Origin of the sequence: Lysinibacillus sp. JK80, assembly GCF_027557635.1 — a bacterium.
Taxonomy (GTDB): domain Bacteria; phylum Bacillota; class Bacilli; order Bacillales_A; family Planococcaceae; genus Lysinibacillus; species Lysinibacillus capsici.
On the sequence record NZ_CP058997.1, the window covers coordinates 1,824,425 to 1,849,523 of the forward strand.

At 37.5% G+C, this 25,099-nt stretch carries 27 protein-coding genes; 8 read left to right on the forward strand and 19 right to left on the reverse strand.

The genetic code is table 11. The features are described 5' to 3' along the window. Positions 1–33: 33 nt before the first annotated feature. The 3 genes from HXV90_RS09665 to HXV90_RS09675 all read right to left on the reverse strand — a co-directional run bounded on the left by HXV90_RS09665 (position 34) and on the right by HXV90_RS09675 (position 3,145). The gene (locus HXV90_RS09665) at positions 34–681 is read right to left on the reverse strand and encodes an HAD family hydrolase (RefSeq protein ID WP_269898878.1); all 648 of its coding nucleotides are present in this window, start codon (positions 679–681) and stop codon (positions 34–36) included. Positions 682–790: 109 nt separating this feature from the next. After that, positions 791–2,785: a transketolase gene (gene tkt / locus HXV90_RS09670; RefSeq protein WP_269898879.1), complete on the reverse strand. Its 1,995-nt coding sequence runs from the start codon at positions 2,783–2,785 to the stop codon at positions 791–793. Between the two features lie 126 nt (positions 2,786–2,911). After that, positions 2,912–3,145, reverse strand: a complete 234-nt coding sequence (locus tag HXV90_RS09675; RefSeq protein WP_004232132.1) for a DUF896 domain-containing protein — start codon at positions 3,143–3,145, stop codon at positions 2,912–2,914. A gap of 187 nt (positions 3,146–3,332) precedes the next feature. Between HXV90_RS09675 and HXV90_RS09680 the strand changes: the two genes are divergently transcribed. From HXV90_RS09680 to def, 4 genes are all read left to right on the forward strand, one after another. Next, positions 3,333–3,866: a GNAT family N-acetyltransferase gene (locus HXV90_RS09680; protein ID WP_269898880.1), complete on the forward strand. Its 534-nt coding sequence runs from the start codon at positions 3,333–3,335 to the stop codon at positions 3,864–3,866. A gap of 1 nt (position 3,867) precedes the next feature. Continuing rightward, positions 3,868–4,401, forward strand: a complete 534-nt coding sequence (locus HXV90_RS09685) for a DJ-1/PfpI family protein (RefSeq protein ID WP_269898881.1) — start codon at positions 3,868–3,870, stop codon at positions 4,399–4,401. 280 nt (positions 4,402–4,681) lie between these two features. Further along, complete coding sequence (locus HXV90_RS09690; protein ID WP_066036592.1) at positions 4,682–4,873, forward strand: helix-turn-helix transcriptional regulator; 192 nt, start codon at positions 4,682–4,684, stop codon at positions 4,871–4,873. Next, on the forward strand, positions 4,866–5,441 hold the full coding sequence (def, locus tag HXV90_RS09695; RefSeq protein ID WP_269898882.1) for a peptide deformylase: 576 nt from the start codon (positions 4,866–4,868) through the stop codon (positions 5,439–5,441). The genes HXV90_RS09690 and def overlap by 8 nt, the downstream gene beginning before the upstream one ends. Positions 5,442–5,471: 30 nt before the next feature. On the opposite strand, the gene HXV90_RS09700 is transcribed toward def, so the two are convergent. Next, the gene (locus HXV90_RS09700) at positions 5,472–6,137 is read right to left on the reverse strand and encodes a YneB family resolvase-like protein (RefSeq protein WP_004232122.1); all 666 of its coding nucleotides are present in this window, start codon (positions 6,135–6,137) and stop codon (positions 5,472–5,474) included. Further along, a complete protein-coding gene (gene yneA, locus HXV90_RS09705) occupies positions 6,134–6,448 on the reverse strand; it encodes a cell division suppressor protein YneA (RefSeq protein ID WP_048391327.1) in 315 nt (104 codons plus the stop codon). Before yneA ends, HXV90_RS09700 begins: the two co-directional genes overlap by 4 nt. Before the next feature lie 166 nt (positions 6,449–6,614). Between yneA and lexA the strand changes: the two genes are divergently transcribed. Beyond that, positions 6,615–7,232, forward strand: coding sequence for a transcriptional repressor LexA (gene lexA / locus HXV90_RS09710; protein WP_004232118.1), 618 nt, complete (start codon positions 6,615–6,617; stop codon positions 7,230–7,232). A 107-nt stretch (positions 7,233–7,339) separates the two neighbouring features. On the opposite strand, the gene HXV90_RS09715 is transcribed toward lexA, so the two are convergent. The 11 genes from HXV90_RS09715 to HXV90_RS09765 form a co-directional block, all read right to left on the reverse strand. Continuing rightward, positions 7,340–8,062, reverse strand: a complete 723-nt coding sequence (locus HXV90_RS09715) for a gamma-glutamyl-gamma-aminobutyrate hydrolase family protein (protein WP_048391332.1) — start codon at positions 8,060–8,062, stop codon at positions 7,340–7,342. A 33-nt stretch (positions 8,063–8,095) separates the two neighbouring features. Then, entirely contained in the window at positions 8,096–8,848 is a 753-nt protein-coding gene (locus tag HXV90_RS09720; protein WP_269898883.1) for a prepilin peptidase, read from the reverse strand. A 64-nt stretch (positions 8,849–8,912) separates the two neighbouring features. Beyond that, entirely contained in the window at positions 8,913–9,605 is a 693-nt protein-coding gene (locus tag HXV90_RS09725; RefSeq protein WP_048391335.1) for a hypothetical protein, read from the reverse strand. Further along, complete coding sequence (locus HXV90_RS09730) at positions 9,602–10,195, reverse strand: PilN domain-containing protein (RefSeq protein ID WP_257961756.1); 594 nt, start codon at positions 10,193–10,195, stop codon at positions 9,602–9,604. The genes HXV90_RS09725 and HXV90_RS09730 overlap by 4 nt, the downstream gene beginning before the upstream one ends. Next, positions 10,195–11,169 (reverse strand): type IV pilus biogenesis protein PilM, encoded by a 975-nt coding sequence (gene pilM / locus HXV90_RS09735; protein ID WP_066036585.1) that lies wholly within the window; start codon positions 11,167–11,169, stop codon positions 10,195–10,197. The genes HXV90_RS09730 and pilM overlap by 1 nt, the downstream gene beginning before the upstream one ends. Positions 11,170–11,281: 112 nt before the next feature. Continuing rightward, positions 11,282–11,740 (reverse strand): prepilin-type N-terminal cleavage/methylation domain-containing protein, encoded by a 459-nt coding sequence (locus HXV90_RS09740; RefSeq protein WP_269898884.1) that lies wholly within the window; start codon positions 11,738–11,740, stop codon positions 11,282–11,284. A gap of 56 nt (positions 11,741–11,796) precedes the next feature. Beyond that, positions 11,797–12,273 (reverse strand): prepilin-type N-terminal cleavage/methylation domain-containing protein, encoded by a 477-nt coding sequence (locus HXV90_RS09745; RefSeq protein ID WP_054550585.1) that lies wholly within the window; start codon positions 12,271–12,273, stop codon positions 11,797–11,799. 125 nt (positions 12,274–12,398) lie between these two features. Continuing rightward, the gene (locus HXV90_RS09750) at positions 12,399–13,604 is read right to left on the reverse strand and encodes a type II secretion system F family protein (RefSeq protein ID WP_269898885.1); all 1,206 of its coding nucleotides are present in this window, start codon (positions 13,602–13,604) and stop codon (positions 12,399–12,401) included. After that, positions 13,601–14,647 carry a type IV pilus twitching motility protein PilT gene (locus tag HXV90_RS09755; RefSeq protein WP_269898886.1) on the reverse strand — a complete coding sequence of 349 codons (1,047 nt, stop codon included), beginning with the start codon at positions 14,645–14,647 and terminating at the stop codon, positions 13,601–13,603. The genes HXV90_RS09750 and HXV90_RS09755 overlap by 4 nt, the downstream gene beginning before the upstream one ends. Before the next feature lie 10 nt (positions 14,648–14,657). Continuing rightward, positions 14,658–16,328: a GspE/PulE family protein gene (locus HXV90_RS09760; RefSeq protein ID WP_370635348.1), complete on the reverse strand. Its 1,671-nt coding sequence runs from the start codon at positions 16,326–16,328 to the stop codon at positions 14,658–14,660. 17 nt (positions 16,329–16,345) lie between these two features. Then, entirely contained in the window at positions 16,346–17,677 is a 1,332-nt protein-coding gene (locus tag HXV90_RS09765) for a G5 domain-containing protein (RefSeq protein ID WP_269898887.1), read from the reverse strand. 366 nt (positions 17,678–18,043) lie between these two features. Here HXV90_RS09765 and HXV90_RS09770 point away from each other — a divergent pair, with 366 nt between their 5' ends. The 3 genes from HXV90_RS09770 to HXV90_RS09780 are packed head-to-tail and all read left to right on the forward strand — an operon-like array spanning position 18,044 to position 20,604. After that, positions 18,044–18,469 carry a type IV pilus modification PilV family protein gene (locus HXV90_RS09770; protein WP_269898888.1) on the forward strand — a complete coding sequence of 142 codons (426 nt, stop codon included), beginning with the start codon at positions 18,044–18,046 and terminating at the stop codon, positions 18,467–18,469. Positions 18,470–18,474: 5 nt separating this feature from the next. Next, a complete protein-coding gene (locus tag HXV90_RS09775; protein WP_269898889.1) occupies positions 18,475–18,915 on the forward strand; it encodes a PulJ/GspJ family protein in 441 nt (146 codons plus the stop codon). Between the two features lie 30 nt (positions 18,916–18,945). Then, positions 18,946–20,604, forward strand: coding sequence for a polymer-forming cytoskeletal protein (locus HXV90_RS09780; protein WP_269898890.1), 1,659 nt, complete (start codon positions 18,946–18,948; stop codon positions 20,602–20,604). A 46-nt stretch (positions 20,605–20,650) separates the two neighbouring features. On the opposite strand, the gene HXV90_RS09785 is transcribed toward HXV90_RS09780, so the two are convergent. The 3 genes from HXV90_RS09785 to HXV90_RS09795 form a co-directional block, all read right to left on the reverse strand. Continuing rightward, on the reverse strand, positions 20,651–22,738 hold the full coding sequence (locus HXV90_RS09785; protein ID WP_269898891.1) for a DUF2339 domain-containing protein: 2,088 nt from the start codon (positions 22,736–22,738) through the stop codon (positions 20,651–20,653). 81 nt (positions 22,739–22,819) lie between these two features. Then, entirely contained in the window at positions 22,820–23,071 is a 252-nt protein-coding gene (locus HXV90_RS09790; RefSeq protein WP_054550579.1) for a phage holin, read from the reverse strand. Positions 23,072–23,380: 309 nt separating this feature from the next. Beyond that, on the reverse strand, positions 23,381–24,736 hold the full coding sequence (locus HXV90_RS09795; protein WP_103117620.1) for a YjiH family protein: 1,356 nt from the start codon (positions 24,734–24,736) through the stop codon (positions 23,381–23,383). Positions 24,737–25,099 lie beyond the last annotated feature (363 nt).

Here is a 25,099-nt window from a genome sequence, read left to right on the forward strand (position 1 = left end):
AAACTGCATGCTGACATGCAGTTTTTCGTGTTTTTAGAGGTATTTTAGGAGATCATTTACATGGTCCACAATATATGTAGGCTCTTCATTTTTTAATTCTTCTAGCGACCCAAAACCATATGTCACACCGATGGCATCGATTTGATTTTCACGAGCGCCGATTAAATCATATTTTCGATCCCCAATCATAATAAATTGCTCTTTTGGATAGGAATCAAGCTGTTGAAGTACCTCTGCAATAATCTCACCTTTGGCAGAACGTGAACCATCTAAGTGACTTCCTACGACAAGATCGAAATAGGACTCTAGCTGAAAATACTTTATGATTTGCTCCGCAAAGACAGTTGGTTTTGAGGTGGCAATAGTTAGTATATATCCTTGTTGCTTTAAATGAGCTAACAAAGCTGGAATATCTTCATATAGTTTATTTTCAAACATTCCCCTTTCCGTAAATCGTTCTCGGTAATCTCTAATTGCTTGCGTTATTTGTGTATCATTGAATCCATAAATTTCTTGAAAAGATACTTGTAATGGTGGTCCAATGAATGGTTCCAGTTCATCCAAATCATTCACCATGACGCCCGCCTTCTGTAAAGCATATTGCACTGATTTAGTGATTCCTATTTTGGGATCAGATAATGTTCCATCTAGGTCAAATAACACAACTTTATAGTTCTTCATTCGATCACCCTTTTTATGGAGTTTTCACATACTGTGTTTGCCGCTAAAAAAAGTACCACAACACTCAGTTGATGTTTAAATCGCTGAGTATTGTGGTATTTGTTGTAAATTATAGTGCTTTCACTTTTGCTACTACGTTTTCAACAATGAAGCCGTATTTTTCCATTACTAATTCACCCGGAGCAGATGCACCGAACTTATCAATTGCTAGAACATCGCCTTCAAAGCCAGTATATTTATGCCAACCGAATGATGCCCCCATTTCAATTGCAAGACGTTTTGTAACAGCTTTTGGTAGAACAGATTCTTTGTAAGCTGCGTCTTGTTTTTCGAAGCGATCCATAGATGGCATAGAAACAACTGCTACATCTACACCGTCTGCTTTTAATGCTTTTTGTGCTTCGACAGCAAGCGAAACCTCAGAGCCTGTTGCAATTAAAATAGCATCTGCTACTTCTTTTGTAGCTGGAGACACTGTGTAAGCACCCTTTGCTACGCCCTCACGTACTGTTTCAATAGAAGCGTCAAGAACAGGTAAGTTTTGACGAGATAATACAAGAACAGTTGGTGTTTTTTCTGCTGCTACTGCAAGCTCCCACGCAACTGCTGATTCATTTGCATCCGCAGGGCGAATAACAGATAGGTTTGGCATTGCACGTAATGATGCAAGGTGTTCGATTGGTTCATGTGTTGGACCATCTTCCCCTACTGCAATCGAATCATGTGTGAATACATATGTTACAGGAAGACCCATTAATGCAGATAGACGAATTGCTGGACGAACGTAATCAGAGAATACGAAGAATGTACCACCGAATACATTTAAACCACCGTGAAGAGCCATTCCGTTCATAGCAGCACCCATTGCAAATTCACGAACACCAAACCAGATGTTACGTCCAGCATAGTCGTCTGCTGAGAAATCTCCTGCACCCTTCATCGTTGTTTTATTGGAGCCAGCAAGGTCAGCTGAACCACCAAAGAATGAAGGTGTTTTCTTCGCAATAGCATTAATTGCATCGCCTGAAGAAGAACGAGTTGCTACAGATTTACCAGCTTCATATACAGGTAACTCAGAAGCAAAGTCTTCTGGTAATTCACCATTCATCGCTTTCTCGAATTGAGCTGCTAACGCTGGGAATTCTTCTTTGTATGCAGCAAATTTTGCATTCCAAGCTTCCTCTGGTTGTGCGCCTTGCACTTCAGCAGCCGCATTAAATGTATCGTAAACTTCTGCAGGAATTTGGAATGGTTCATGTGCCCACTCATAGGCAGCCTTCGTTAAGACAACTTCATCTGTACCAAGTGGTGCACCGTGAGAATCTGCTTTACCAGATTTATTTGGAGAACCAAAACCAATCACTGTTTTCACTTCAATTAATGTTGGCTTGCCAGTAGATTTTTTGGCTTCTTCAATGGCTGCATTAATAGCATCTACATCTGTACCGTCTGCCACTTTTAAATAATTCCAACCATAAGATTCAAAGCGTTTTTGAACGTTTTCTGAAAATGACTTTTCTAAGTCACCATCTAAAGAAATATCATTAGAATCGTAAAGTACGATTAATTTTTCAAGTTTTAAGTGACCAGCTAATGAACTCGCCTCTGCTGCAACACCTTCCATTAAGTCACCATCGCCACATAACGCAAATGTGTAGTGGTCAACAATGTCATGACCTGGTTTATTGTAAGTAGCGGCTAAATGGCGCTCAGCCATTGCCATACCAACAGTCATAGCGATTCCTTGTCCAAGAGGACCAGTTGTTGCCTCTACCCCTACTGTATGACCATATTCAGGATGTCCTGGTGTTAATGAATCCCATTGGCGGAAGTTTTGAATTTCTTCCATTGGTAAACCATAGCCTCCAAGGTGAAGTAAGCTGTATAAAAGCATTGAACCATGACCTGCTGATAGTACAAAACGATCACGGTTAAACCATTTTGGATTTGCTGGATTATGGCGTAATTGTTTTGTCCAAAGCGTATAAGCCATTGGCGCTGCTCCCATTGGTAAACCTGGGTGACCAGAATTTGCTTTTTCAATAGCATCGATTGACAAAGTTCGGATAGCATTAATTGCTAAAAGATCCGCGTGTTGAGTCATTATATTGTGACATCCTTTCTCGTCCTATATATTGTTCTTTTACAGTTTAGTCAACATTGCTTTAGAAAACAATGCTTTTGTTATACTATTTGCGTTTTCATACATACTTTATTGAATTGTGTCACATTAATTTAGAAATTTATTTTTTTGTGCTTGTTTTACCTTCTCAGGAGTTACATCATTTCCTTCTGCATCTACCACTTTAACGTTTTCAATCGTATCTCGCATAGTTGCTCTAAACGTATCTAAATACTCCTTGCGAAGCGCTGTTCGCTCCTTTGCTTCTTCCTCTGTTAATTGTCCGCTTTTTGCTTTAGCAGATAATTCATTAATTCGGTTAATTTTTTCCTTTGATAACATGGTTACACACCTTTCAGTACCTAGCTTAATGACCTCAGTATGCAAAGTATAGCATGGTTTCCCTTAAAATGCAGTTATACCAACCCTTAAAAACACTTCTTAGCCATTATTTACATGACTTCCAGAAGTTAGAGGTGTATAAATAATAATAAAAGGAAAAATTTGATAGATAATAGGAGGAGCTATCATGAACATCACAACACCTAGACTACTTATTCGAACATTTGAAGCCCAAGATTGGCAGGCTGTTTATAGCTATATGTCCGACAAAACGGTCATGCACTATATGCCAGAGGGTGTGTTGAATGAAGATCAGGTTCAAAATTTCGTAACAGAGAATAGCAACGAGCAAGCAAAACATTTCGCCATTGTTTTACGTGAACAACAGCGAGTCATTGGTCATCTTGTTTTCCACAAATACTTTGGCGACCATACGTATGAAATTGGATGGGTTATGAATCCTGCCTATCATAATCATGGCTATGCTTCTGAAGCTGCTCTGGCCCTATTAGATCACGGCTTTAATAAAATGAAACTTCATCGAATTATTGCCACATGCCAGCCAGAAAATATCGCTTCTTACCGAGTCATGGAAAAAATCGGAATGCGCCAAGAAGGATTTTTCAAAAAATGCATTCCTTATGGAGAGACATGGTGGGATGAATACTATTACGCTATTTTAGAGGAAGAATGGAACAATCTAAAGGTAAGAGGTGTATGAAATGAAGAAAACTGCGGTGTTATTATACCCACAATTTAGTGAATATGAATTGAGTGTTGCTTTGTCCATATTAATGCAAGGCGGTAAACCCATCATCACACTTGGATCGAATACCAAACCTATCAGAGGAGAATCTGGTTTAAATTGTATAGCTGATTTATCCGTGAATGAGGTAGAGCTTGACGATATTGATAGTCTACTATTACCAGGCTGTATGGATATTTCTACATTACAACTTGAAGAGAGCTTAATAGACTTCATTCGTCTTCTATCTGCAAAAGGAGGAATGATTGCAAGTATTTCTAGCTCCCCTTACCTATTAGCAAAAGCAGGGGTCTTAAAGAACAAAAAATATACAGTAGGACTACCTTTAGATGGCATGGAGCAGTTAGGATGCTTTGAACTTCATAACTATTCAGATGAACTAGTGGTACAAGATGGAAATATCATTACAGCAAGAGGAAGAGGTTTTATTCCTTTCGGTATTTGTTTCGGGCATGCGTTAAAGCTAAATTTTGATGAAAATTGGTATTAAGTGATGACTTAAAATCCAAATGTCCAATTAATCGGGCATTTCATGTTATTGAAAAAAGATGATGTCATTAGTAGAATGAGAACTTTTAACAAGGCTGTGGGGTGATTTCCGTTCCGTCAGCGTGCCACAGGAAAGCAAGCAGCCTGCACCGGAAATCAATTTCTCCCCTTCAATTGACTGTTTTGTTTTTCACACCAAAAAATGTCCAATTAGTTGGACATTTTTTAATTCTTATCTTACGATATATGTCTAATACTTTGGACAAAATGGAGGGATCTTTCTGAAGAACATCATCAAAATTTTAAGAAAAAAATTAGGCATAACACAAGCTGCGCTTGCAAAAGAATGTGGAGTTGTGAGACAGACCATTAATAGTATTGAAAATGATAAATATGATCCGACCCTTGAATTAGCTTTTAAGATTGCTAAGGTTCTTAATAGCCGTATTGATGAGGTATTTATCTATGACTAAATTTCACCCAAATTATATGATTACAATGAAGGACTTCGTGAAAGAACACTCAGCAATTTTAAGAAAACAAACTCAAGAAGTGTCGATACCCGTGACCAATAAGGACCGAAATACCCTCCTAGCCATGCTACAATATCTGAAAAATAGCCAAAATCCAACGCTAGCAAAAAAATATAAGCTTCGCCCTGGAAGTGGACTCTCTGCTAATCAAATTGGCGTAGATAAACGAATGTTTGCTGTACTCTTTGATGACCAAGAAATAATGCTGATTAACCCTAAAATAATGAGTCATTCCCTTAATATGATTTATCTACCGGAAGGAGAAGGCTGTCTATCTGTAAATCGACCTGTCCCTGGTTTTGTACCGAGATATGAGAGAATTAAAGTCAAAGCTTACGACATCGATGGACATGAAATTATTGTACAGTTACAGGGCTACGGGGCCATCGTTGTACAGCATGAAATCGATCATTTAAATGGCATCATGTTTTATGACCGAATAAATAAAGAGCACCCTTTCCAACTGCCAAATCATGTTATCATCGAAAGCTTTTCTTCCCTTCAGTAGTTTTTTACAAAAAAAAAATTAGCAGGAATATTATTTTCCTGCTAATCTTTCTTGGTGCTCTTGGAAACGACGATGTACTGTCGCCTTACTTACCTCAAAGCCTAACCCTCTAAGCGTTATAGAAATTTCTTCAAAGGTAAATCCACGTTTGCGTAGTTTCACAATTTCCTCTACAGGTAGATCTTTTCGCTCCTGCCCCTGCGGATTACCTCGATTCGATAAATTATTTTCTGGACGATAACCGTTTTCTACAGCACGTCGCATACCTCGTCGAATTTTAGCATTATGGATTCTACGCTGATATTCCTCTACAATCGCTAAAATTTCAAGCAGCATCGTATCCATTTCATTTAATTGGACTGGGCCTGCATCACGCATAGAAAAAACATCAGTTGCTGACTTTTGTAATAAATGTAATACAGCCATCCTTGCATTGCCTCGTCCTAAACGAGTTTCATCTTGGACAAAAAGAGCATTAATGTTCTTATCTTTTATAAAATCAAGCATTTCTAGCAAGCCTTCACGTTCTACATCATAGCCACTATGTTGATCTTTAAACACGCCCTTCACCGCATAGCCTTGCTCTTTAGCATAGCGCAGCAACTCTTCCTGCTGGCGCTCTAATGAGGAGCTTTGTGTTTCTTTTTCAGTACTTACGCGACAATAGACAACAGCCGATAGTTGATTATTTATCATTGTTCATTTCTCGCAATTTCGATAGTATTGATGGGACTGGCTTGATCACTCACTACAGGAATAACTAGAGATTTTCCCGCTACAATTTTAATATCTGCTAGTTCATTTTCAGTTTTTACAAGCTTTATCCAATCATCAGTACTCATTTTACCACGATATTGCTCGGCTAACGACCACAAGCTATCCCCATGTTCGATTTGAATTTCTGCGTAACTAACTTTTCCTGGATCAGTAATGTAAAGGTATGCTGCAAATAATAAACAAGCTCCTATTAAAATTGAGATATGTGTGTTTTTCTTAAACCATGTCATAATCATTACCCCTTTTTAAGAATGTTTGTTCGGAATGTATGTTCCCATAATAAAGCGAACAAACGTTTTTGTCAAACACTTTTCGAACCTATGTTTGCATACATGTTCGCATTCTGTTATACTATCAAATAAGAAGAATGATTTTAGAAAAAAGAGGTGAGCACTCATGAAAAAAGTTTCGAAAAGACAAGAGGACATTTTAGCTTTCATTAAGGAAGAGGTACGAGCTAAAGGATATCCACCATCAGTACGTGAAATTGGTGAAGCAGTTGGACTTGCTTCCAGTTCAACTGTTCATGGACATTTAGCTCGATTAGAACAAAAAGGCTTTATTCGTCGAGATCCAACAAAGCCACGCGCAATTGAAATTTTAGAGCCTGAAGAATCCATTCAAAAACAACAGGTGATCCATGTCCCACTTGTCGGGAAGGTTACAGCTGGTTCTCCAATTACAGCAATTGAAAATATTGAAGAATACTTCCCATTACCCGATACGTATGGCACAAGTGAAGATCAATTGTTCATGCTAGAAATCATGGGGGAATCAATGATTGAAGCTGGGATTTTAGATGGAGATTTAGTCATTGTAAAACAAAAGGCAACAGCTAATAATGGGGATATTGTTGTAGCTATGACAGCTGAGGATGAAGCAACTGTAAAACGTTTCTTTAAAGAGAAAAACCATTTCCGTTTACAGCCTGAAAATTCTTCTATGGAACCAATTATAGTCGATCAAGTTTCTATTTTAGGACAAGTTGTAGGTCTTTACAGACGTGTACATTAACGATTAAAGCAGATTTTGAGGATTATGTTCCTTCTAAGAGCATGTATCCTCTTTTTTACGCAAAAAAAGAATCCACATATGATTGGATTCTTTGTACAATGCCTCTTCTAAGCTTCCTTCTTAAATTTTAAGCTCGCTTCAATAAAGGCTGAAAATAGCTTTTGAGCACTCTCATCTCCTGCTATGGCTAGTTCCTCAGGATGCCACTGAACAGCTAAGCAAAATGGCATCTCCTCATGAACTACCGCTTCGATAATACCGTCGTTAGATTTTGCCGCTACTTTTAATTTTTCTGCTAAAACATTCACCGCTTGATGATGAAATGAATTCACTGCTATTTTCTCTTGTTCAACGATAGTCGCTAATAGATTGTCAGCAATAACCTGTACAGAATGGGTAGCTACAGCTCGACCTGATTGCTGCATATGTTGGAGTAACTTGGTACTAAAGTGATCACTATCAATATCCTGATATAAGGTACCACCTAATGCAACATTTAGTATTTGAATTCCTCGACAGATCCCGAAAATAGGCATCTTACGTTGGAATGCGGCTTCAATCAATGCTAACTCAATCGTATCTCGCGCTGGATGAATTTTTCCAAGCTTTAATGAAGGCTCAGCCCCGAATAGAAATGGGTGCACATCATGACCACCTGATAATAATAAACCGTCTGTAAGGGCTAAAATCTGGGCTGCCTCTTCTTCTACTCCAATTGGAATAATCAGTGGAATTCCACCTGCTTCAATGATGCTTTTACTGTAAGCAGCATTTAATCGAGAGGATAAATCATCCTCAACAAAGGCTGTAATACCAATAATCGGTTTCACTTGCTTCCCTCCAAATTCTTGAAAATTGCACAATTACCAAAAGCCTAGATACCAATTAATTAATACATCGCCATAGAAATAAACAATAACTGCGGCCAATGCAATAGATGGCCCAAACGGAATGGGTGTTTTTCTCCCCTGTTTGTTTTTCGATAACATGGTAATCCCGACAATCATACCAATAACTGCAGCTAAAAATAGCGTTAACAGTGTATCAATCGTACCCAGAACGAGACCAATTAAAAAGAATAATTTAATATCGCCTCCACCCATGCCACCGTTTGATAGCACAGCAATGATATATAATATGCCAAAACCAACCACAGCACCCACTAGAGAGTCCCACCACGGTGTTAATGGTGACAGCACTCGTCCAATAGCTAGCAAAGGTAAAAAGAATACTAACACCTTATCTGGAATTAGCATATAGGCTAAATCTGATACAACGATAATAACTAATAAGGAGATAAAAAAGAGTGCTACTATCAATTCTATGCCCCAGCCTAGCTGCCAATAAGCAAAGGCAAATAATACACCTGTCATTAATTCTATGACTGGGTAAACCCAAGAAATTTTATTGCCACAACCACGACATTTTCCTCCTAAAAATACATAAGACAAAACTGGTACTAAATCAAGCGCCGTCAGTCGTCTCTGACATTTTGGACAATGTGAAGGAGGATGTACAATCGACTCCTTCTGTGGTACACGTAAGCCAACTACATTATAAAAAGAGCCAAAGACAAGTCCAAATAAAAAAATAAAGATCGTATAAGCCATTTCCAATTTTATGTCCTCCTAAACCAATAGGCGCCCATACAAATGCAGTATGGTGCGCCTATCAATAAAGTTATTGTTGTTCTTCGTAATAGAACGTTGTCACTTGCACTGTTGCCTTTAACGTAAGATCTGCATCTTTCTCAAGCTGTGCCTGCTCTCCAGGCAATTTAAATTCAATCTTATCGGTTTTCATGACACGCTCTAATTGTTCAACCTCCTGTAAAAAGCTTTCAAGAGAATTAAAATCAAGCGCACCCACCTCTAATATAAAAGTAACAAGCTTTAAATTAGTTGGTAAAGAGTCCTTCGAAAGAGATGCAATCGGTGTAGTAGTCTCCTTGTTCTCCTGATCACCATTGACCTCTGCTTCAGCCTGCTCCAACATATTAAGATCATTCGATACATCTGAAGGTGTCACAGTGCCGTCCTCACCTTGAACAGTTAAAGACAGTATACGAGTTCCTGTCACCTCTTCAATCTCAGCTAAATCAAGAATAATCTTTTCAACGGCTCTTGTTGCAGGTAGCTTTTGTCTTAAGGCTAATATATTGATAGTAGGTTGTCCCTGCTCTTTGTCTAATTGTGCTAGTTGTTCTTTGACACTAGCTAATTCTTGCTGCACCTGCAATACATTACTCTCTTTTTCATTCACTTCATCCAATTTTGGTGAAAGCAAATAATAATACAGCGCAAATAAAATAGCAGCTATCAGCGCCAGTAACAAGATCATAGATGAATTTTTACTACTCGTTAATTTATTCATGAGCGTCGTCCTCCAGCTAAATACATAAAATCGATTGTCGCTGTAATGGACACTGAATATCGCGGTACTTCTTTAAATTTTTGTTGGGGTGTTAACACCCTTTGTTCACCTAGCTCTATTTCAAAGTTTGAGACAGTGTTAATTTGAGCATCTGTAAAATAGCTACTCATTAAAAGTCGCTCCACATATTTCGATATATCTGTCATCGTTTCAAAATCCACTTCAATATTCACCGAGTTCTCTCCAAAAACATAGCTACGTAAATAGGAATGAGTTGGTAATAAAGTTTTTGTTTCATCAATTAACGGTGTTACAGGATAAGAAACGCTTTGAATAAAAGTTACTGACTCTTCCAACGAACCCTGATCGACATTTTGTCGTGCGTCTAGCTCTTGCTGCAATTGATCAAGCTGTGTTGTTAATGCCTGTTCCTCTGCAGTCAATCGTGACAATTCACTTTTGGATGTAAAAAATAAAAAAAGTAAATAAGCTACAATAAGTCCCACAATGACAATCACCAAGCTATAAAAAAGCTTGGGAGAGGTTGTTCTTTTTTCAAGTTGTGGTAAGAGGTTTATATCTGGAACCATTAACGAACCTCCTTCAAAGCTAAGCCAAGCAACGTTGAAAATTCTCGCTTAAAGCGAGGAAACGATTTCTCAATTTTTTTCCCATCGACAACCCTTAGTGGTGGTTCTAAATTAGAAGCGAGTAAGTTCCCAATTGATTTCAATAGTGGGTTATCGCCAAGCATGATAATTTCATCCACTGTTTTTTCACCTTTATGTAAAGAAAACTTAAAGAAATTCATCATCCGATCAATCTCTAAAACCTGATCCATTACGACCATTTGATAATTCTCTGATTCGCCATTATAAATAAATTGATAGCTAAACTCATTCTCTTTCTTTCCCAGCCATTGCGTCATATCTACTTCAATGGTTTGATAGCGCAAAAACTCCACTTGGCCATTGGAAAAAATACTGATAGAGAGTTCATTAATCGACCATTCTGCAATTAAATATGTTTTATTAGGCATTAATAAGGACATGTGCTCTAATAAGCGTATATTACAAAGCGCACGAATATCGGCAGCTTCGGGTTCTAATGAAACATCTAACAGCATCCCTACTAGTTTCGTAATCTCTTCAGAAGGCGCAGCAAATAAGATAGCCTTGCCATCCTCGGCATCTGCATCATACACATCAATTAAAGGGTCTTGAAATGGTAAATGAATAGAATGTCCCAATTCCATTTCAGCATATCCTCTTAATTCCTGAGGCTTTACATCTTTAGGGTGCTCAAAGTTTTTTAATAGAACCGTCGTATCAGGGACAAACATACGAACAGCCTGTTTTTTCCCTGTCCATTTCATTACTTGCTCTTTAATCACCTCAAAAAGAGCTACCTCATCGATAATAGTTCCATTTTCAACGATTCCAGCTGCTAAAGGGTATTCATAGCCCTGCCACTGATTAGGCTCTGGTCCTTTCGCCACAATCGCACGCAGCACATAATCCTTCAGTTCAATCGAAACATGCGACTTTCTTTTTCTCTTAAACATGTGAAAAGACCTCCTTATCCTACTCAGTATAAATGATTTTTTCAATTAGTCATCCATTTCCCAGCCAGAAACGCAAATTTTCTTGCGCTTCTGAGTGGGTTGGGAGGACTGATTATTGCTTTGGAGTTTCTGAAGTAGACGCAGGTTTTTCTCCTGCGCTTGTTAATGCTTTATTTAGCTCTTCTTCAGTTACTTCAGTACTTGTTAATTTAAGATCAGTTTTCATATTACTAAATTTAGGGTAATTAATAGACCATACTTCATCTTTATAAGTAACCTTTGTACCACTATCTAACTTAATTCCATCTACGAAAGGTTTTAGTTCAGTATCATTACATACATTTTCTTCAGCTTTACAAGATCCATCAATATAAGCAATCTTAGCCCCCGCTAGAATATTTGATGCTTCTGCTAAAATCGCACGGTCCTTCGACTTATTAATAATATTACCAATTGCAGGTACAGCGATTGCTGCGATAATTGCTAGGATAACAATTACAGCTAATAGTTCAACTAATGTTAAACCTTTCTCATTTTTCAATAGTTTTTTATTTTTCCATTTTTTTAACATAATGAAATCCTCCTTAATAGTTTTATATGAAGTGTGTGTACACGCGCTTCTGAACATTATGGCGAAGCTGCACAATCTCGCCCAATACATTTGCCACCAGTTCCCTTGCTGCCCTTACGAATATCGTCTGCAATATGCTGTAAGGTGGCATTATCAAAATTAATATATTTTCCATTGCTGTAATAAATCGCATGCGCATTGAAGTAGTAGGTGCCTTCGATAAATTGGACATTGGCACTCTGACCTTCTTTATCTGCCTCTAATATTTTACCGGCACTGTCTAGATACCCGTCGGATACTAATTTTTCCACTTCGACGATTTGCCATTGATCAGCGGTTGGATGCTCCATAAAATAAAACTGTGCGGCATGAATAACATTGATGGCATCTGCCTTTAATGCCTTATAACGTGAATTATCAATGACATTACTTATTGCTGGAATTGCAATGGCAGCAACGATAGCTAGAATAACAATGACTGCCAATAACTCGACTAATGTCAAGCCCTTTTCGTTCTTTACCCTAATTTCCATGTCCAGTCTCTCCTTTAATACTTAACCATGAAGATACCTACTTGCCGCTTCCTTTTGTTAGCAAATCTAAGTAGATATTTCCCATTAAGCGGAACAAAAGGGCATCCATATCAATATTGTAAACATTACATATTTTCATATAGTTGGAACATTGGTAAGAATATAGCCGCAACGATGACTCCTACAACTAGAGCCAGTACCACAATCATTAAAGGCTCAATGAGTGACTTCATGGTATCGACAGCACGGTTTACTTCCTCTTCATAAAAATCAGCGATCTTTTCAAGCATGTAGTCCAAGGAGCCTGTTTTCTCACCAATTGAGGTCATTTGTGTAACGAGTGGTGGAAAGAGCCAGCTTTTTTCAAGTGGCTCTGATAATGTGCCACCCTTTTCTAAATTATCGCGCGCTTCCAGTACTACTTTACCCATTACCGGATTACCACCAACCTTTTCGACAATTGTTAAGGCTTGTAAGATTGGTACGGAGCTGCTAAAGAGTGTTGACAAGGTTCTTGTCATTCTCGCGATAATATCCTTTTTCAATAGCTGTCCAAAGATTGGCATACGCAGTAAAAATACATTGACGGCATAATGAAACTCTTTATTATTTTTATAGAAATAGTGTAGGCCCACTACTAATACCAATAGCCCTAAAATTACAAGGTACCAAAACTGAATGAGCCAATCACTAATACCCACTACAATGACCGTTATTAACGGCATTTCCAAATTCATTTCCTTAAATGCATCCATAAAGGTTGGCACAATGAACACCATTAAAAACATACCAACCACTAGTGTTAAAAGCGATAAAATTGCTGGATAGGTCATGGCAGATTGAATTTTTTTCTTAATGTTGTATTGCTTCTCTAGTGTGCTTGCAAGACGATCTAATGTATCGTCGACGTTCCCTGTAGCCTCACCAGCACGCATCATATTAACAAATAGCAATGGGAACACTTTTGGGTGTTTGCCTGCTGCATCTGAAAATGCCATACCATTTCGAATATCCTCTTCAACCTGCATCAATGCTCGCTTTAGTGGTTTACTCCGTGTTTGCTCGCCCAAAATATGGGTCGCTTCAACGACGGGAACGCCAGCACGAATTAATGTCGCATATTGTCGACAATAAATAACAAATTCCTGGTGCTTTACTTTTGTCCCAAAAGCAATATCTTTATGTAAAATGCTATTTGACTCCTGAAGTTCTCGTGCATTAATTCCTTGTGCTCGAAGCTTTTCCATGGCTACCTTTTTATTCGGTGCCTCGATAATGCCCTTTTTAGGTGCTCCTGTTTTGGTACGACCACTATAACGAAATATCGTCAACTATAATCACCAGCGTTCATATATGGTCTTGCATCCTCTAGAGAAATTTTACCTGTCGTAATTAGGTGTTGCATGGAATACTCCAATGTGTGCATACCTAATGCTTTACTTGTCTGCATCACACTTGGAATTTGGTGAATTTTTTCGTTACGAATTAAATTTGAAATAGCAGGTGCCTGTACTAAAATTTCTGTCGCAGCAATACGCCCTTTTACATCCTTACGTACAAATAAACGCTGAGAAACAATACCTTGTAGTACATTCGCAAGCTGCACACGAATTTGACTCTGCTGATGCGGTGGAAATACATCGATAATACGGTCGATCGTCGTTGGTGCACTACTTGTATGAAGTGTAGCCATGACTAAATGCCCTGTTTCAGCAGCCGTAATAGCCGTTGAAATGGTTTCATAATCTCGCATCTCCCCAACTAAAATAATATCTGGGTCCTGACGCAACGATGCTCGTAAACCATTGGCAAAGCTCATTGTATCGACACCAATCTCCCGTTGATTGATGACAGACTTCTTATGTGTATGCAAATATTCAATTGGATCCTCTAACGTAATAATATGTTTAGATCTAGTTTCATTGATATGATCTATCATTGCTGCCAAGGTAGTTGATTTCCCTGAGCCTGTTGGGCCAGTTACTAAAATTAAGCCTTGTGGTTTTTCCGCAAGCTTATATAACACCTGTGGCATATTGAGTGCTTCAATAGAAGGAATTTTAGCCTCAATTAAACGAGCCGCAATCGTCACTTCATTTCGCTGATGGTATGCATTGACACGGAATCGACATTTCCCAGGCAATGAAAAGTTAAAGTCCGTTTCTCCCTTATCCTCAAATTCCTGTTGTTTATGGACAGGGAGAATGACCTTTACCATTGCCTTCAAATCCTCTGTTTCAAGTGGGACTGTGCCATATTGCTCCAGCTGCCCATGGATACGATATACTGGTGGAATACCTTTTGTTAAATGAAGATCAGATGCTTTCTCTTCAAATGCACGTGTTAATAATTCGACGATTGAATATGCTGTCATTTTTTCACCCCTAGTCTGCACTTGCAACACGTAATATTTCTGATGTGGTTGTTTGGCCTGCTACAACCTTTTGTAATCCATCCACTAATAGGGTATGGAAACCTTTTTCTTTCATATAATCACGGAGGACGCGATCACCAACACGATTTAAAATCATATCTTTTATTTGGCGATCAACAGGGAGGATTTCATGAATCGCCATCCGTCCTCTGTAGCCAGTATGATTGCAGGCAGGACATCCACGCCCTTTTTTACCATGTGTTACGCCTTCCACCCCATTGTCCTCAAGTATTTCAAGTTCACGAGAAGTGAATATATATGGTTCAGCACAATCACGACAAACTTTTCGTACAAGGCGTTGCGCCATGATTCCTACAAGAGAAGAGGATAATAAAAATGGCTCGATCCCCATATCATGGAGCCGTGAGATAGATTCGATGGCACTATTAGTATGCAGTGTACTTAATACTAAATGGCCTGTTAGTGAAGCACGGATAGCAATTTGAGCTGTTTCAAGATCACGAATTTCCCCTACCATTACAATGTCGGGGTCCTGTCGTAAAATTGATCGTAACCCTACCGCAAATGTTAAGCCAACTTCCTCTTTTACTTGAATCTGATTGATACCATCTAACTGATATTCCACTGGGTCCTCAACCGTAATAATATTGACGCCTTCTTCATTTAAATGGGAAAGGGCCGCATATAACGTAGAGGACTTACCTGAGCCTGTTGGTCCAGTAATCAGCATCATACCGTTTGGATGGGCTATCATTTTCCTGAAAAGTGCTTCATTACTTGCACTAAAGCCTAATTTATCAATATCATTGGCTGAATTGGTTAAATCTAAAATACGCATAACTACCTTTTCACCATAAACTGTTGGTAGTGTCGCTAAACGGATATCGACAGGTCTAAAATTAACATTGGTTTTAATACGTCCATCCTGCGGAATACGATTTTCAGTAATATTTAAATTCCCCATAATTTTAATACGCGCCAATACGACATTTTGCATGTGCTTTGGCAAGGATCGCTCAGTACGTAGCACACCATCAACTCGATAGCGGACACGAAGCTCTGTTTCTTGTGGATCAAAATGGATATCGCTAGCGCGCTGTGCGACACCATTGGCAATAATTTGATTCACTAAACGAACAATAGGTGAATCCTCATTCTCTATTTCCTCTTGTGTTTCCGTACTTGTGGCAGCCAAATCCAACATGGCCGCATCCATTGATTCCTGTAAATCATAGTATTTTGTTATCGTCCGATATAAATCATCTTTTGCCGCAATACTTGTCTCGATTTGACAGCCTGTCGTCATACGAACTTCCTCGATGGCAAAATAATCCATCGGATCTTCCATTGCAATAAACAATTTATTTTTTTCTTTGCGAATCGGCATAATATTTGTCCGCTTTGCAAGTTCAGCTGGAATTAGCTGTAATAATTCGGGACTAATTGAAAACTGATTCAGGCTGATATGAGGGATACCCAGCTGGAATTCTAAGACTTCAATAAGCTGCTGCTCTGTTAGGAAATTTTCTTTAATAAGGAAATCTCCAAGCTTCTCATTTTTCATCTTAGTAGTTAATGCATACTCTAGCTGGTCAGCAGTGATAACACCTGATTCCACCAGTAAATCCCCTAAACGTTTACGCCCTGGCTTCATTGCCATAAACATACCTCCCATCGTTATGGACTTGTTTGTACAAAATTACCACCCTTATCATAATAGCCATAGACAATTTCTGGTCCATCTTCTTGCTTTGTTACCTCTGGTGTTGAAGGTTTCACATCAGGCAAGCCATTGCCATCTAAATCCACTTCTAAATCCGGATCTGATGCACCCGCCCCTACGTTCTGAGTAGGCGTTGTGATGATAATAGGCTCCTGCGAAGAACGCGTAACAATTCGATTTTGAGGTGCATAATAATCTCTACTAATGAATTGTTCTTCTGTTGCTCCATTCTCTACAATGGAACGATAAACTTCGACTCTTGAACCCTCTTTACCCTCTTGCTCTACTCTTTCCTGTCCAGCCTTTAAATCCTCCGAATAGCGGTAAATAATGCGTGGCTTTACAATTTTATCCTTGCTAACACGTACTGTTATGTCCTTGTCTTTCGCGGCTGCAAAAACTTCTATCTTTAATTGATTACCCTCTATAGATGCTTTCAGTTTACCGAGCTGTTCAGACCGATTAATAAATTGTAAGTCCTTTGCTAATGCTGCATTGATATCTGCTTCAATTCCCTGCTGCAAATAGCTTGGATTTATTTCCTGAGAATGTCTTTCTAAAATTTCGTAGTCCGTTTGAAGAATTACACTATATAGCATTGATGCCACAAAATCTAAACCTGCATCATTGACAACCCCAGCCTGTTCACCTAAAAGTGTAAGCAATGAGATGGATTGATTTGGAACTAGATTTACATCATTTAATAACGGGATGATTTTCGCTACCCCTTGACTATTTACTGGTAGCTCGGCAATCTGAAAGGCAATCCTTTCCCCGGTTTGCATGGAATCTTGATTGATAACAGCTTCAACCTTATGCTCCTTCAAATAGCTGGCTTGTAAGATTAGTTTTTGTAGTGTTTTATCTGTATCCCAAACACCTGCTTCATCTATTTGCTGCGTAATTGCTTCATTGACGGTAACAGGAATGGGAATATGAACTACTTTTTCTTTTTGCCAAAAAGCATACCAAGGCTTTTTTGTCAGCATTTCGTACTGAGCAATAGCTGCTGATGGATCAAAAGCAACTTGTTTCGAGTCAATGGTTTTGACTATCCCCTCACTAACAATTTCCATTTCGGTACCTTGCCATTCTGAAATTGCATTTTGTAGCGTTGTTGCTAAATCTGCGGTTTTCACATCATGGATCTCAATACCTCCAATGGTTGAAGATTTAGGACCTTCTTTAGCAAAAACTGTGTCATTTAGCACAAATGATGGAACAAAAAATCCCACGATTAGAACAATTACCAAAAACAAGCTAATTATTTTTATGTATGTTTTCATCCACATCATCCTTTATTTAACTTAGTGGTTTTTCTATTTATATACAAATCATACTACAAGTATGGTATTCTGGCACTACTAAAAATGCAACTTTGTTCCGGTTTTTCTTTTGACATTTACACAAAAATTCAAAATTTCTTCAATACTTAGTTAAAAAGAACTACCAATGAATCTAAATACTAATTAGATGCAAGTTTAGAATTTGTTATAATATCTTTGATAGTTATTTTTATCTAGTTTTAAATAATAAGTTTACCTTAAAACACCAATAGAATAAGAAGAGGCTTTCAAATTAAAAAATTTGATGTAGTCTGCTGAAAAGAACTAAGTTAAACAATCAAAATTACGGCTAACTAGGAGGGAATCATGAAAAAAACTAATCTTATAAACCGAGAGCATGGCCTAACCTTAATCGAAGTTATTGCCTCAATCGTTTTAATCTCTATTATCCTTTTAAGTTTTATGGGGATGTTTTTACAAACTAGCAAAACCACAGCAACCTCTGATGATATTGTAAATGCTACATATATTGCACAAAAGGAAATGGAAAGTATTTATGAATATCGAAATGACCCTATAGAAACAGTGTTAGAAACGCAGCTAGATTATAATAATGAATCTACTAGTGAAAATAGCATTACTTGGGTAAAAACAGTCGATGCTGTACATATTTATGTAACATTAAAACAACAAGACAATTTAGGACTAACCCCTATTATTATAGAAGTCAAAGAAGATATGAACATCAAGTGTAAAATAGAAAATAGATATAAATTGAATTTAGGAGGCTGATATAAATGCGAAGAAAACATCAGCAAGGATTTACCTTAGTCGAAACATTAGCCGTAGTGGTAATAATCAGTATTATCTCTGTTCTTCTATTTAGCATATTAAGTTCCAGCACATCAACACACCAAAAACAAGCTAAAAAAAACAAAAATTTACAGGATACTTCTTACGCCCTAAAATTAATTACCAAGGATTTTCGGAAAGCAACGCAATTTGATGATGCTACTGATACATTTACAACCAGAGATGGACAACAAACATATATCCTTTCTAACAATACAATTACCCGCAATGGAGAGATTATTGCAACAAATATTAAAGAATTTGAACTAAAAAATAAAAATCATAATACTCAAAATAAGCCTATCATTCTAACTATACGTATAAAAAATACATCAGATAAAGAAATAAGTTCAGAATTAACTTCACGGGGCATGAAAACACCATAAGAGTAAAATCTTTAAACGAGGAGGAGTTCTATGAAAAAAAATAAAATATTATTGAAGAATGAGCATGGTTATGCTTTTTTACTTGTTTTTTTCACTATTATTTTAATAACAGTGTTGGGATTAAGTATTTTAAAGGTTTCGAATAATACTTTAAAAACCTCTGATCATGAACGAGACGATCAATCAGTTTACTATATTGCAGAGGCCGGATTAAACTATGGACGTGAGTATTCTCGAAAAATATTTGAATCTGCCAAAAGTTCAGCAACTACAGAATATCAACAACAAAAAATTGCTTATGAGCAAAATCCATTACTTGATCCTCCAGATTTTGAAAAAATTTTAAAAAGAAAATTAGAACAATTAGGATATCCTACTAAAACCGATGAAGAAGGAAAACCAATAAAATTAGAGGAAAGGTTTAGCGATTTTAATACACCTACATTCGAAGACCAATTTAAGCATACCCCTAAAGCAAATGTACTTCTTACACTAAAAAGTGCAGCTAGCCTTCAATATATAATTGAGGCAAAAGGTGAGTTTGAGGGAACATCTATAAACAGGACATTACAACAAAGTATAGCTGTGGAATTAAACTATTCAGATGGTAATGGCGACATAGAAGACGGTAGTTCTCCTAATGAAGGATCAAATAACGGGTCAAATAGCGGCGGACATTTTGTTCCAAAAGAATATACTGTCCAAACGAAAGGTGACATTATTCTAAATGGTGGGGGTAAAATTATTGGTAATGTAGCAAGTGCTGGAGGAAAAGTTAAATTAACCGGAGGCACAGAAATTACAGGTAACATAGGTGTTTCTCCCGAAAATCTTGATGTCCCTGAATATCTTAATAAATTTAAAGATCAAACCACTCAGGCTCAAGATTTTCCTGCTGGCAATGCACTTGCACCGTTTCCAGATGAGAGAATAAACGATCTATCCCAATTAAGCTATCCTCCAAATGAAGAAGTAGCAGCCAGCCAATGGAATAAAACTAACATAATTAACAATGGCAATTTCCTAGCAGATAACTGGATGACGAAGGATTACACACTTAATTTAACTGGAAATACACATTTTAAGGAATTTAAAGTGGCTGAAAACAATACAATTACCATTAATGTGGGCGATACAGATAAAGACCTCTATATTGAGGATCTAAATGTTTTACAGGGACATATTAAAATCATTGGTACAGGAAAGTTGAATATTTATGTGAAAGACTCACTACGTATTAAAGGCTCATTTAATGACGGCGGTGATGTTAGTCAAATTAATTTTTTATATAGTGGTTCTAAATCGTTAGCTCTTACAGATGAAACAAAGCTTAATGGCTCTCTTTATGCAAAAGACGCCGATTTATCATTTACAGGCGGTGTTGGTGTTAAAGGAAATATCTATTCTGGTGGAAATAACATTACATTTAATGGTGGTTTTAATTCAGAAGGGCAGCATATTATTGCACCGAATGCCGATGTAAAAGTAGTGGCAGGCGCACATATTAAAGGTGCAATTGTTGCAGATAGAATTATTGTAGATGGTGGTGCTTCCATCACCTTTAGCGAAAGTAATGCTTCAAACGGAAATGGAGGAAATGGAAACGGCAACAACAATCAACCAAATATACCTCCTGCACCATCTCCACCTAAAGTAGATATCATTGAAGATATTATACTAGAAACGTAAATTAGCACATGGATAATAAAATTTTATTGTCCATGTGCTTTTCCATTCAATCATTTTTCCTCAACAACCTACCCGACAATAGCATTCCAATACCACCAATGGTAATAAATAGAACAGCTCTAATCAGTAAATCAAGGGCAGATAAGTCAAAGAAAATTAGCTTAATAAATGCGATAACTAAAATAATAAAGCCTGTTGTGCGCAATGTTTTTAAATGACGTGTGGAACTAATCCATAGTGATACACTAGCAGTTAAGAATAATGTAATAGTTGTAAGAGCGATACTTAGCTTCCAATCAAGTGCGTTGTTAAATGTAAACTGATGGATCAGTCCCCATATCGAAATCATCGTGAGCACAATCCCCGTACTTACAATGGCGTCCACATATTTCCCCAGACGGTCCTCGTACAATCGATAAATAATTCCTTTTACAAGCACATCAGCGACAATCGCTACAATCACTGCTAAATAAATTAATCTAGTGATAGTGTTTAAGCTTTCCAACATTGACACTCTAGTGCTGATCATCAAGGAGACTAGAAGGAAAAATGCACCAAGTACTGGCGTTAATGCACGTCCTTTGTAAGTTTCCTCTACAAATAAAGAACCAGTAAATAAGACAGCTAGTAAGATACACACCATATATGGAATGCCATTTGTGGCTGTAAAGTATACGGCATCTAGCTTGCTAATATAGGCTAAGAAATAGCCAACTGTGACCACTGCTAAAATATCGATTACATACAAATCCTTCATGACCTTTTCAAAAGGTGAGAGTGTCTCTTTTGGACGTCTTGCATATAAATAAATAATGATGAAATAGATGATTGGCATAAATAAGCTTAAATGATCGATGCTGAAAAATGGACTTGGTTCATGGAAAATAAAGTTTAGTGTAAATGTCATCACAAGGGAAAGTGAAGTAACGACCTTCATCATACTTGCACGTATTCGTAAGCTCATCATCACGCCTGCAAATGCAATCAAAGGATACAATAAATCATCCACTTTATTCGGAATATTCAATAGAATTATCATATTACAGAAGGTGATAAACGCAAGTGTCACAGCACTATCCAGTACCTCCTGCCATTTTTGACGATAGCTATAAAACGCTACAGCGCCAAATAAAGCCATAAAAATGAGGAGTAGCATTTCTCCATTTTCAAGAGAACGAATGATTAGGTTCAGCAGTAATAAACTAAATGAGCCTAAAGAAAATTGGAGTCCGATGTGAAGTGGCTTCCATTTGGATTGTGCGTTATACAGTAAACACCATATTGCATAAAAGATTGCTAGAATCACAAGTAAGCCAAGTGCAAAAACTACTTGCTGATCACTATTCATAAATGCTACAACACTCACTGCTAGCACTGAAAAGAATGTGGCAATATAAAGGGCTAGCTTTTGCTTGTGCTGGTAAATAACTAATTGCAATGCAGCAAACAATACGACCACAAATAATAAAATAATGACCGCACTAAAATCCATATATTCTAGTAAGTAAGGTAGTAATAATGATGTAAAGGCAACAAAAACAGTTAATGCTTCATTTTTCTTCAAATAGCTAATAGCAATACCATAGCCAATATAAAGCAGCGTAATGCCTAGTGCTGGAATAAGACCAATGATTTCATATAATATGGCACTTGCTGCGGTTGTTAAAATACCGACAATAAATGCCCCACCATATAAAGAAATCGTTATAGCCGATGAGCCTACTTTCCTACGCTCTAGTACATAGGCAATAACCGCCAATCCCAACGATAGTACATAGGCAAGGATGATTTTCACGCCATCCGATAAATAGCCATAGTCACTGACAAGTTTTAGACCCCAAAGTACGCCCATTACTAAAATAACCATGAATACTTTTGGAAGTGCCCACATAACACGTTCCTCCATCGATGGCTGTGGTTGCACTTCTTTTTCCGCTACTTTAGTCTGGATAGGCTTCGACTCCAGTACTGGTTTGGGTTTAATTGGTTCTGATTGCTTGATCATCGACTGTCTGGCATCAAGAGTATTATTTTTTTCAGTGCTTTGCGAACCTTTTAATATTGACAACTCCTGACGTAAATCTGCCATTTCCTCCTCGAGCTTCGCAATTCTGCGCTCCAATTCAAGGGACATTCAATCATCCTCCCCACTTTATCAATTTTCTAACATTATAACATATTTATCCTTATTGTAAAATTACACTTTTTGTTCATTTTATCTCGGTCTCCGATACATTAACGCACGTTCACTATCACTAGTGCCACGTGTGGTTGGATCGACAATGACCCCCATTAACACAAAAATGGATAAGACTGTATTTAAAAGAGATGATATTTGCTCACTCATCACACCCGTAAAATCATAGCCAAAAATTGCAGCCACTTGTTGTGCGAGTAAGAGCAACAATGAAAATAGCCCTAGTAAAAATGGAATATGTTGAAGACGAACCTTCCAATTAATTCTCATAAAAGCTCACCTCCCCCCCTCTTGCCACAGTATATGCATAGTGGTTATGTGACACATATGCAAAAATGGAACTCTTGCCAAGTTACTAGGATTTTTTGATAATATTTTGTGATGCAAGCTATTTTCAAACGCAGAAGGCATATTCATATATTTTGTTAGGTTGCCGTATTGTAGAAATGGAAAAGGAGTGAAACGTCCCTACCAATACCAGCTACCTCCCCATTTTTTTATGGCGTCAAGAAATTTTCTACCGTTGATATTTCAACAACATTGAAAAATGCCAAGTCCATTTAAGACTTGGCATTTTAGTTAGAAGAGTAGATGACCAACCAATGCTGCAATTGGAAGAGAAATAAGCGTACGTAGTATAAATAAGACGACTAAATCCAAAAATTTCAATGGAATTTTTGTACCTAAAATAAGTCCACCTACCTCAGACATATAGATCAGCTGTGACACAGAAACAACAGCAATAACAAATCTAGTAACTTCCGATTCAATCCCTGCACCTAAAATAGAAGGTAGAAACATATCGGCAAAGCCTACGACCATTGTTTGCGCTGCTTCAGCCGCTTCAGGCAAGCCGAGGACGGTTAAAATTGGTTCAAACGGTTTTCCTAAAATCGCAAAAATACTTGTAAATTCAGCAAGCATTAAGGCAATTGTCCCAAAAGCCATAACGATAGGGGCCACACCTACCCATAAATCAATTACATTTCTAGAGCCATCTTTGAAAAATTGTCGAGGATCACGATTTGCATGTGCAACAGCAAGTGCATTTTCTAAACCATGTGAAACAGAATTATAGCCATCTGGTAATTTCTCACGTGAATAATCCACTGGTGTCCCATCTATATACGTATCCTCCTTTTTCGCAAGTGGATAGATTCGAGGCATAATAATGGCTAATACAATTCCACAAAGGACTACTGTCAAATAATAAGGAATAAAATAGCGTGCCAAATGTACAGTATCCAATACAACGATACAGAATGTGATGGACACTACTGAGAAACTTGTGGCAATAATCGCAGCTTCTTTTTTTGTGTAGTTCCCCATCTCATATTGTTTACTGGTCATTAACACACCTATTGTGCCATCACCTACCCATGACGTAAGAGCATCGATTGAAGAACGCCCTGGACTTTTAAACAGTGGCCGCATAATTTTCACCATCATTGTCCCGAAAAATTCAAGTAAACCGAAGTTTGTTAAAAATGGTAAAAGGAAACCCGCAAACAAAAAAATGGTAAATAAAAACGTCACAAGTCCCTCATTTGGATCCATGAGAAGTCCACCCGTATTTTCATTATTGATGGCAGAAGGTCCAAAATTGAAGACCACCATTGAAGCAAAGGCTAAACCGATAATACGAGTAATTGTCCAAAACCAATTAACATAAAACAATGTATCCAACATACTAGGTTCTTTAGCATTTTTACGAGGGATAAATTTCGCTATAAGTGCACCAATTGCAGAGATGGCAAACATTCCAATTGTAAAATAGCTAATGATCGGGGCCACAATCCCCGCTAAAACATTGGCTAATATGGCAATGGGTACTTTCCAGCCCTCTTCCGTTAAAATGGGGGTCATAAATAGAAAGACACCAATTAAAGACGGAATAATGAAGTAAAAATATGTAGCAACAGAATACTTTTTCATTTTTTTATAAAACCTCATCTCTTTTAATCTCAATAATTTATGTATTTTGCATAACAACAATTAAAATAGTGTTTATAAGAAACATTTATTTATCAATTGTTGAACTACTATTTAAGCAAAAATATGTTGTTTTCATTCAATATCTCATCCCTCCTTCTGCTATAGAACGATTTTAAAAGCTTTGAAGTATTGAGCATTAAACAGAAAAACACTCAAATTATTCATGTTTTTATAACATAAACGTGATATAAAACTATTGTAAACGCTACAACGCAATTGGTTCAACCTCACAATATTCTGAATATTTATTCATCCTTAAAAATAGAAAAGCCTAACTTCTTAATTAGAAATTAGACTCCTGTG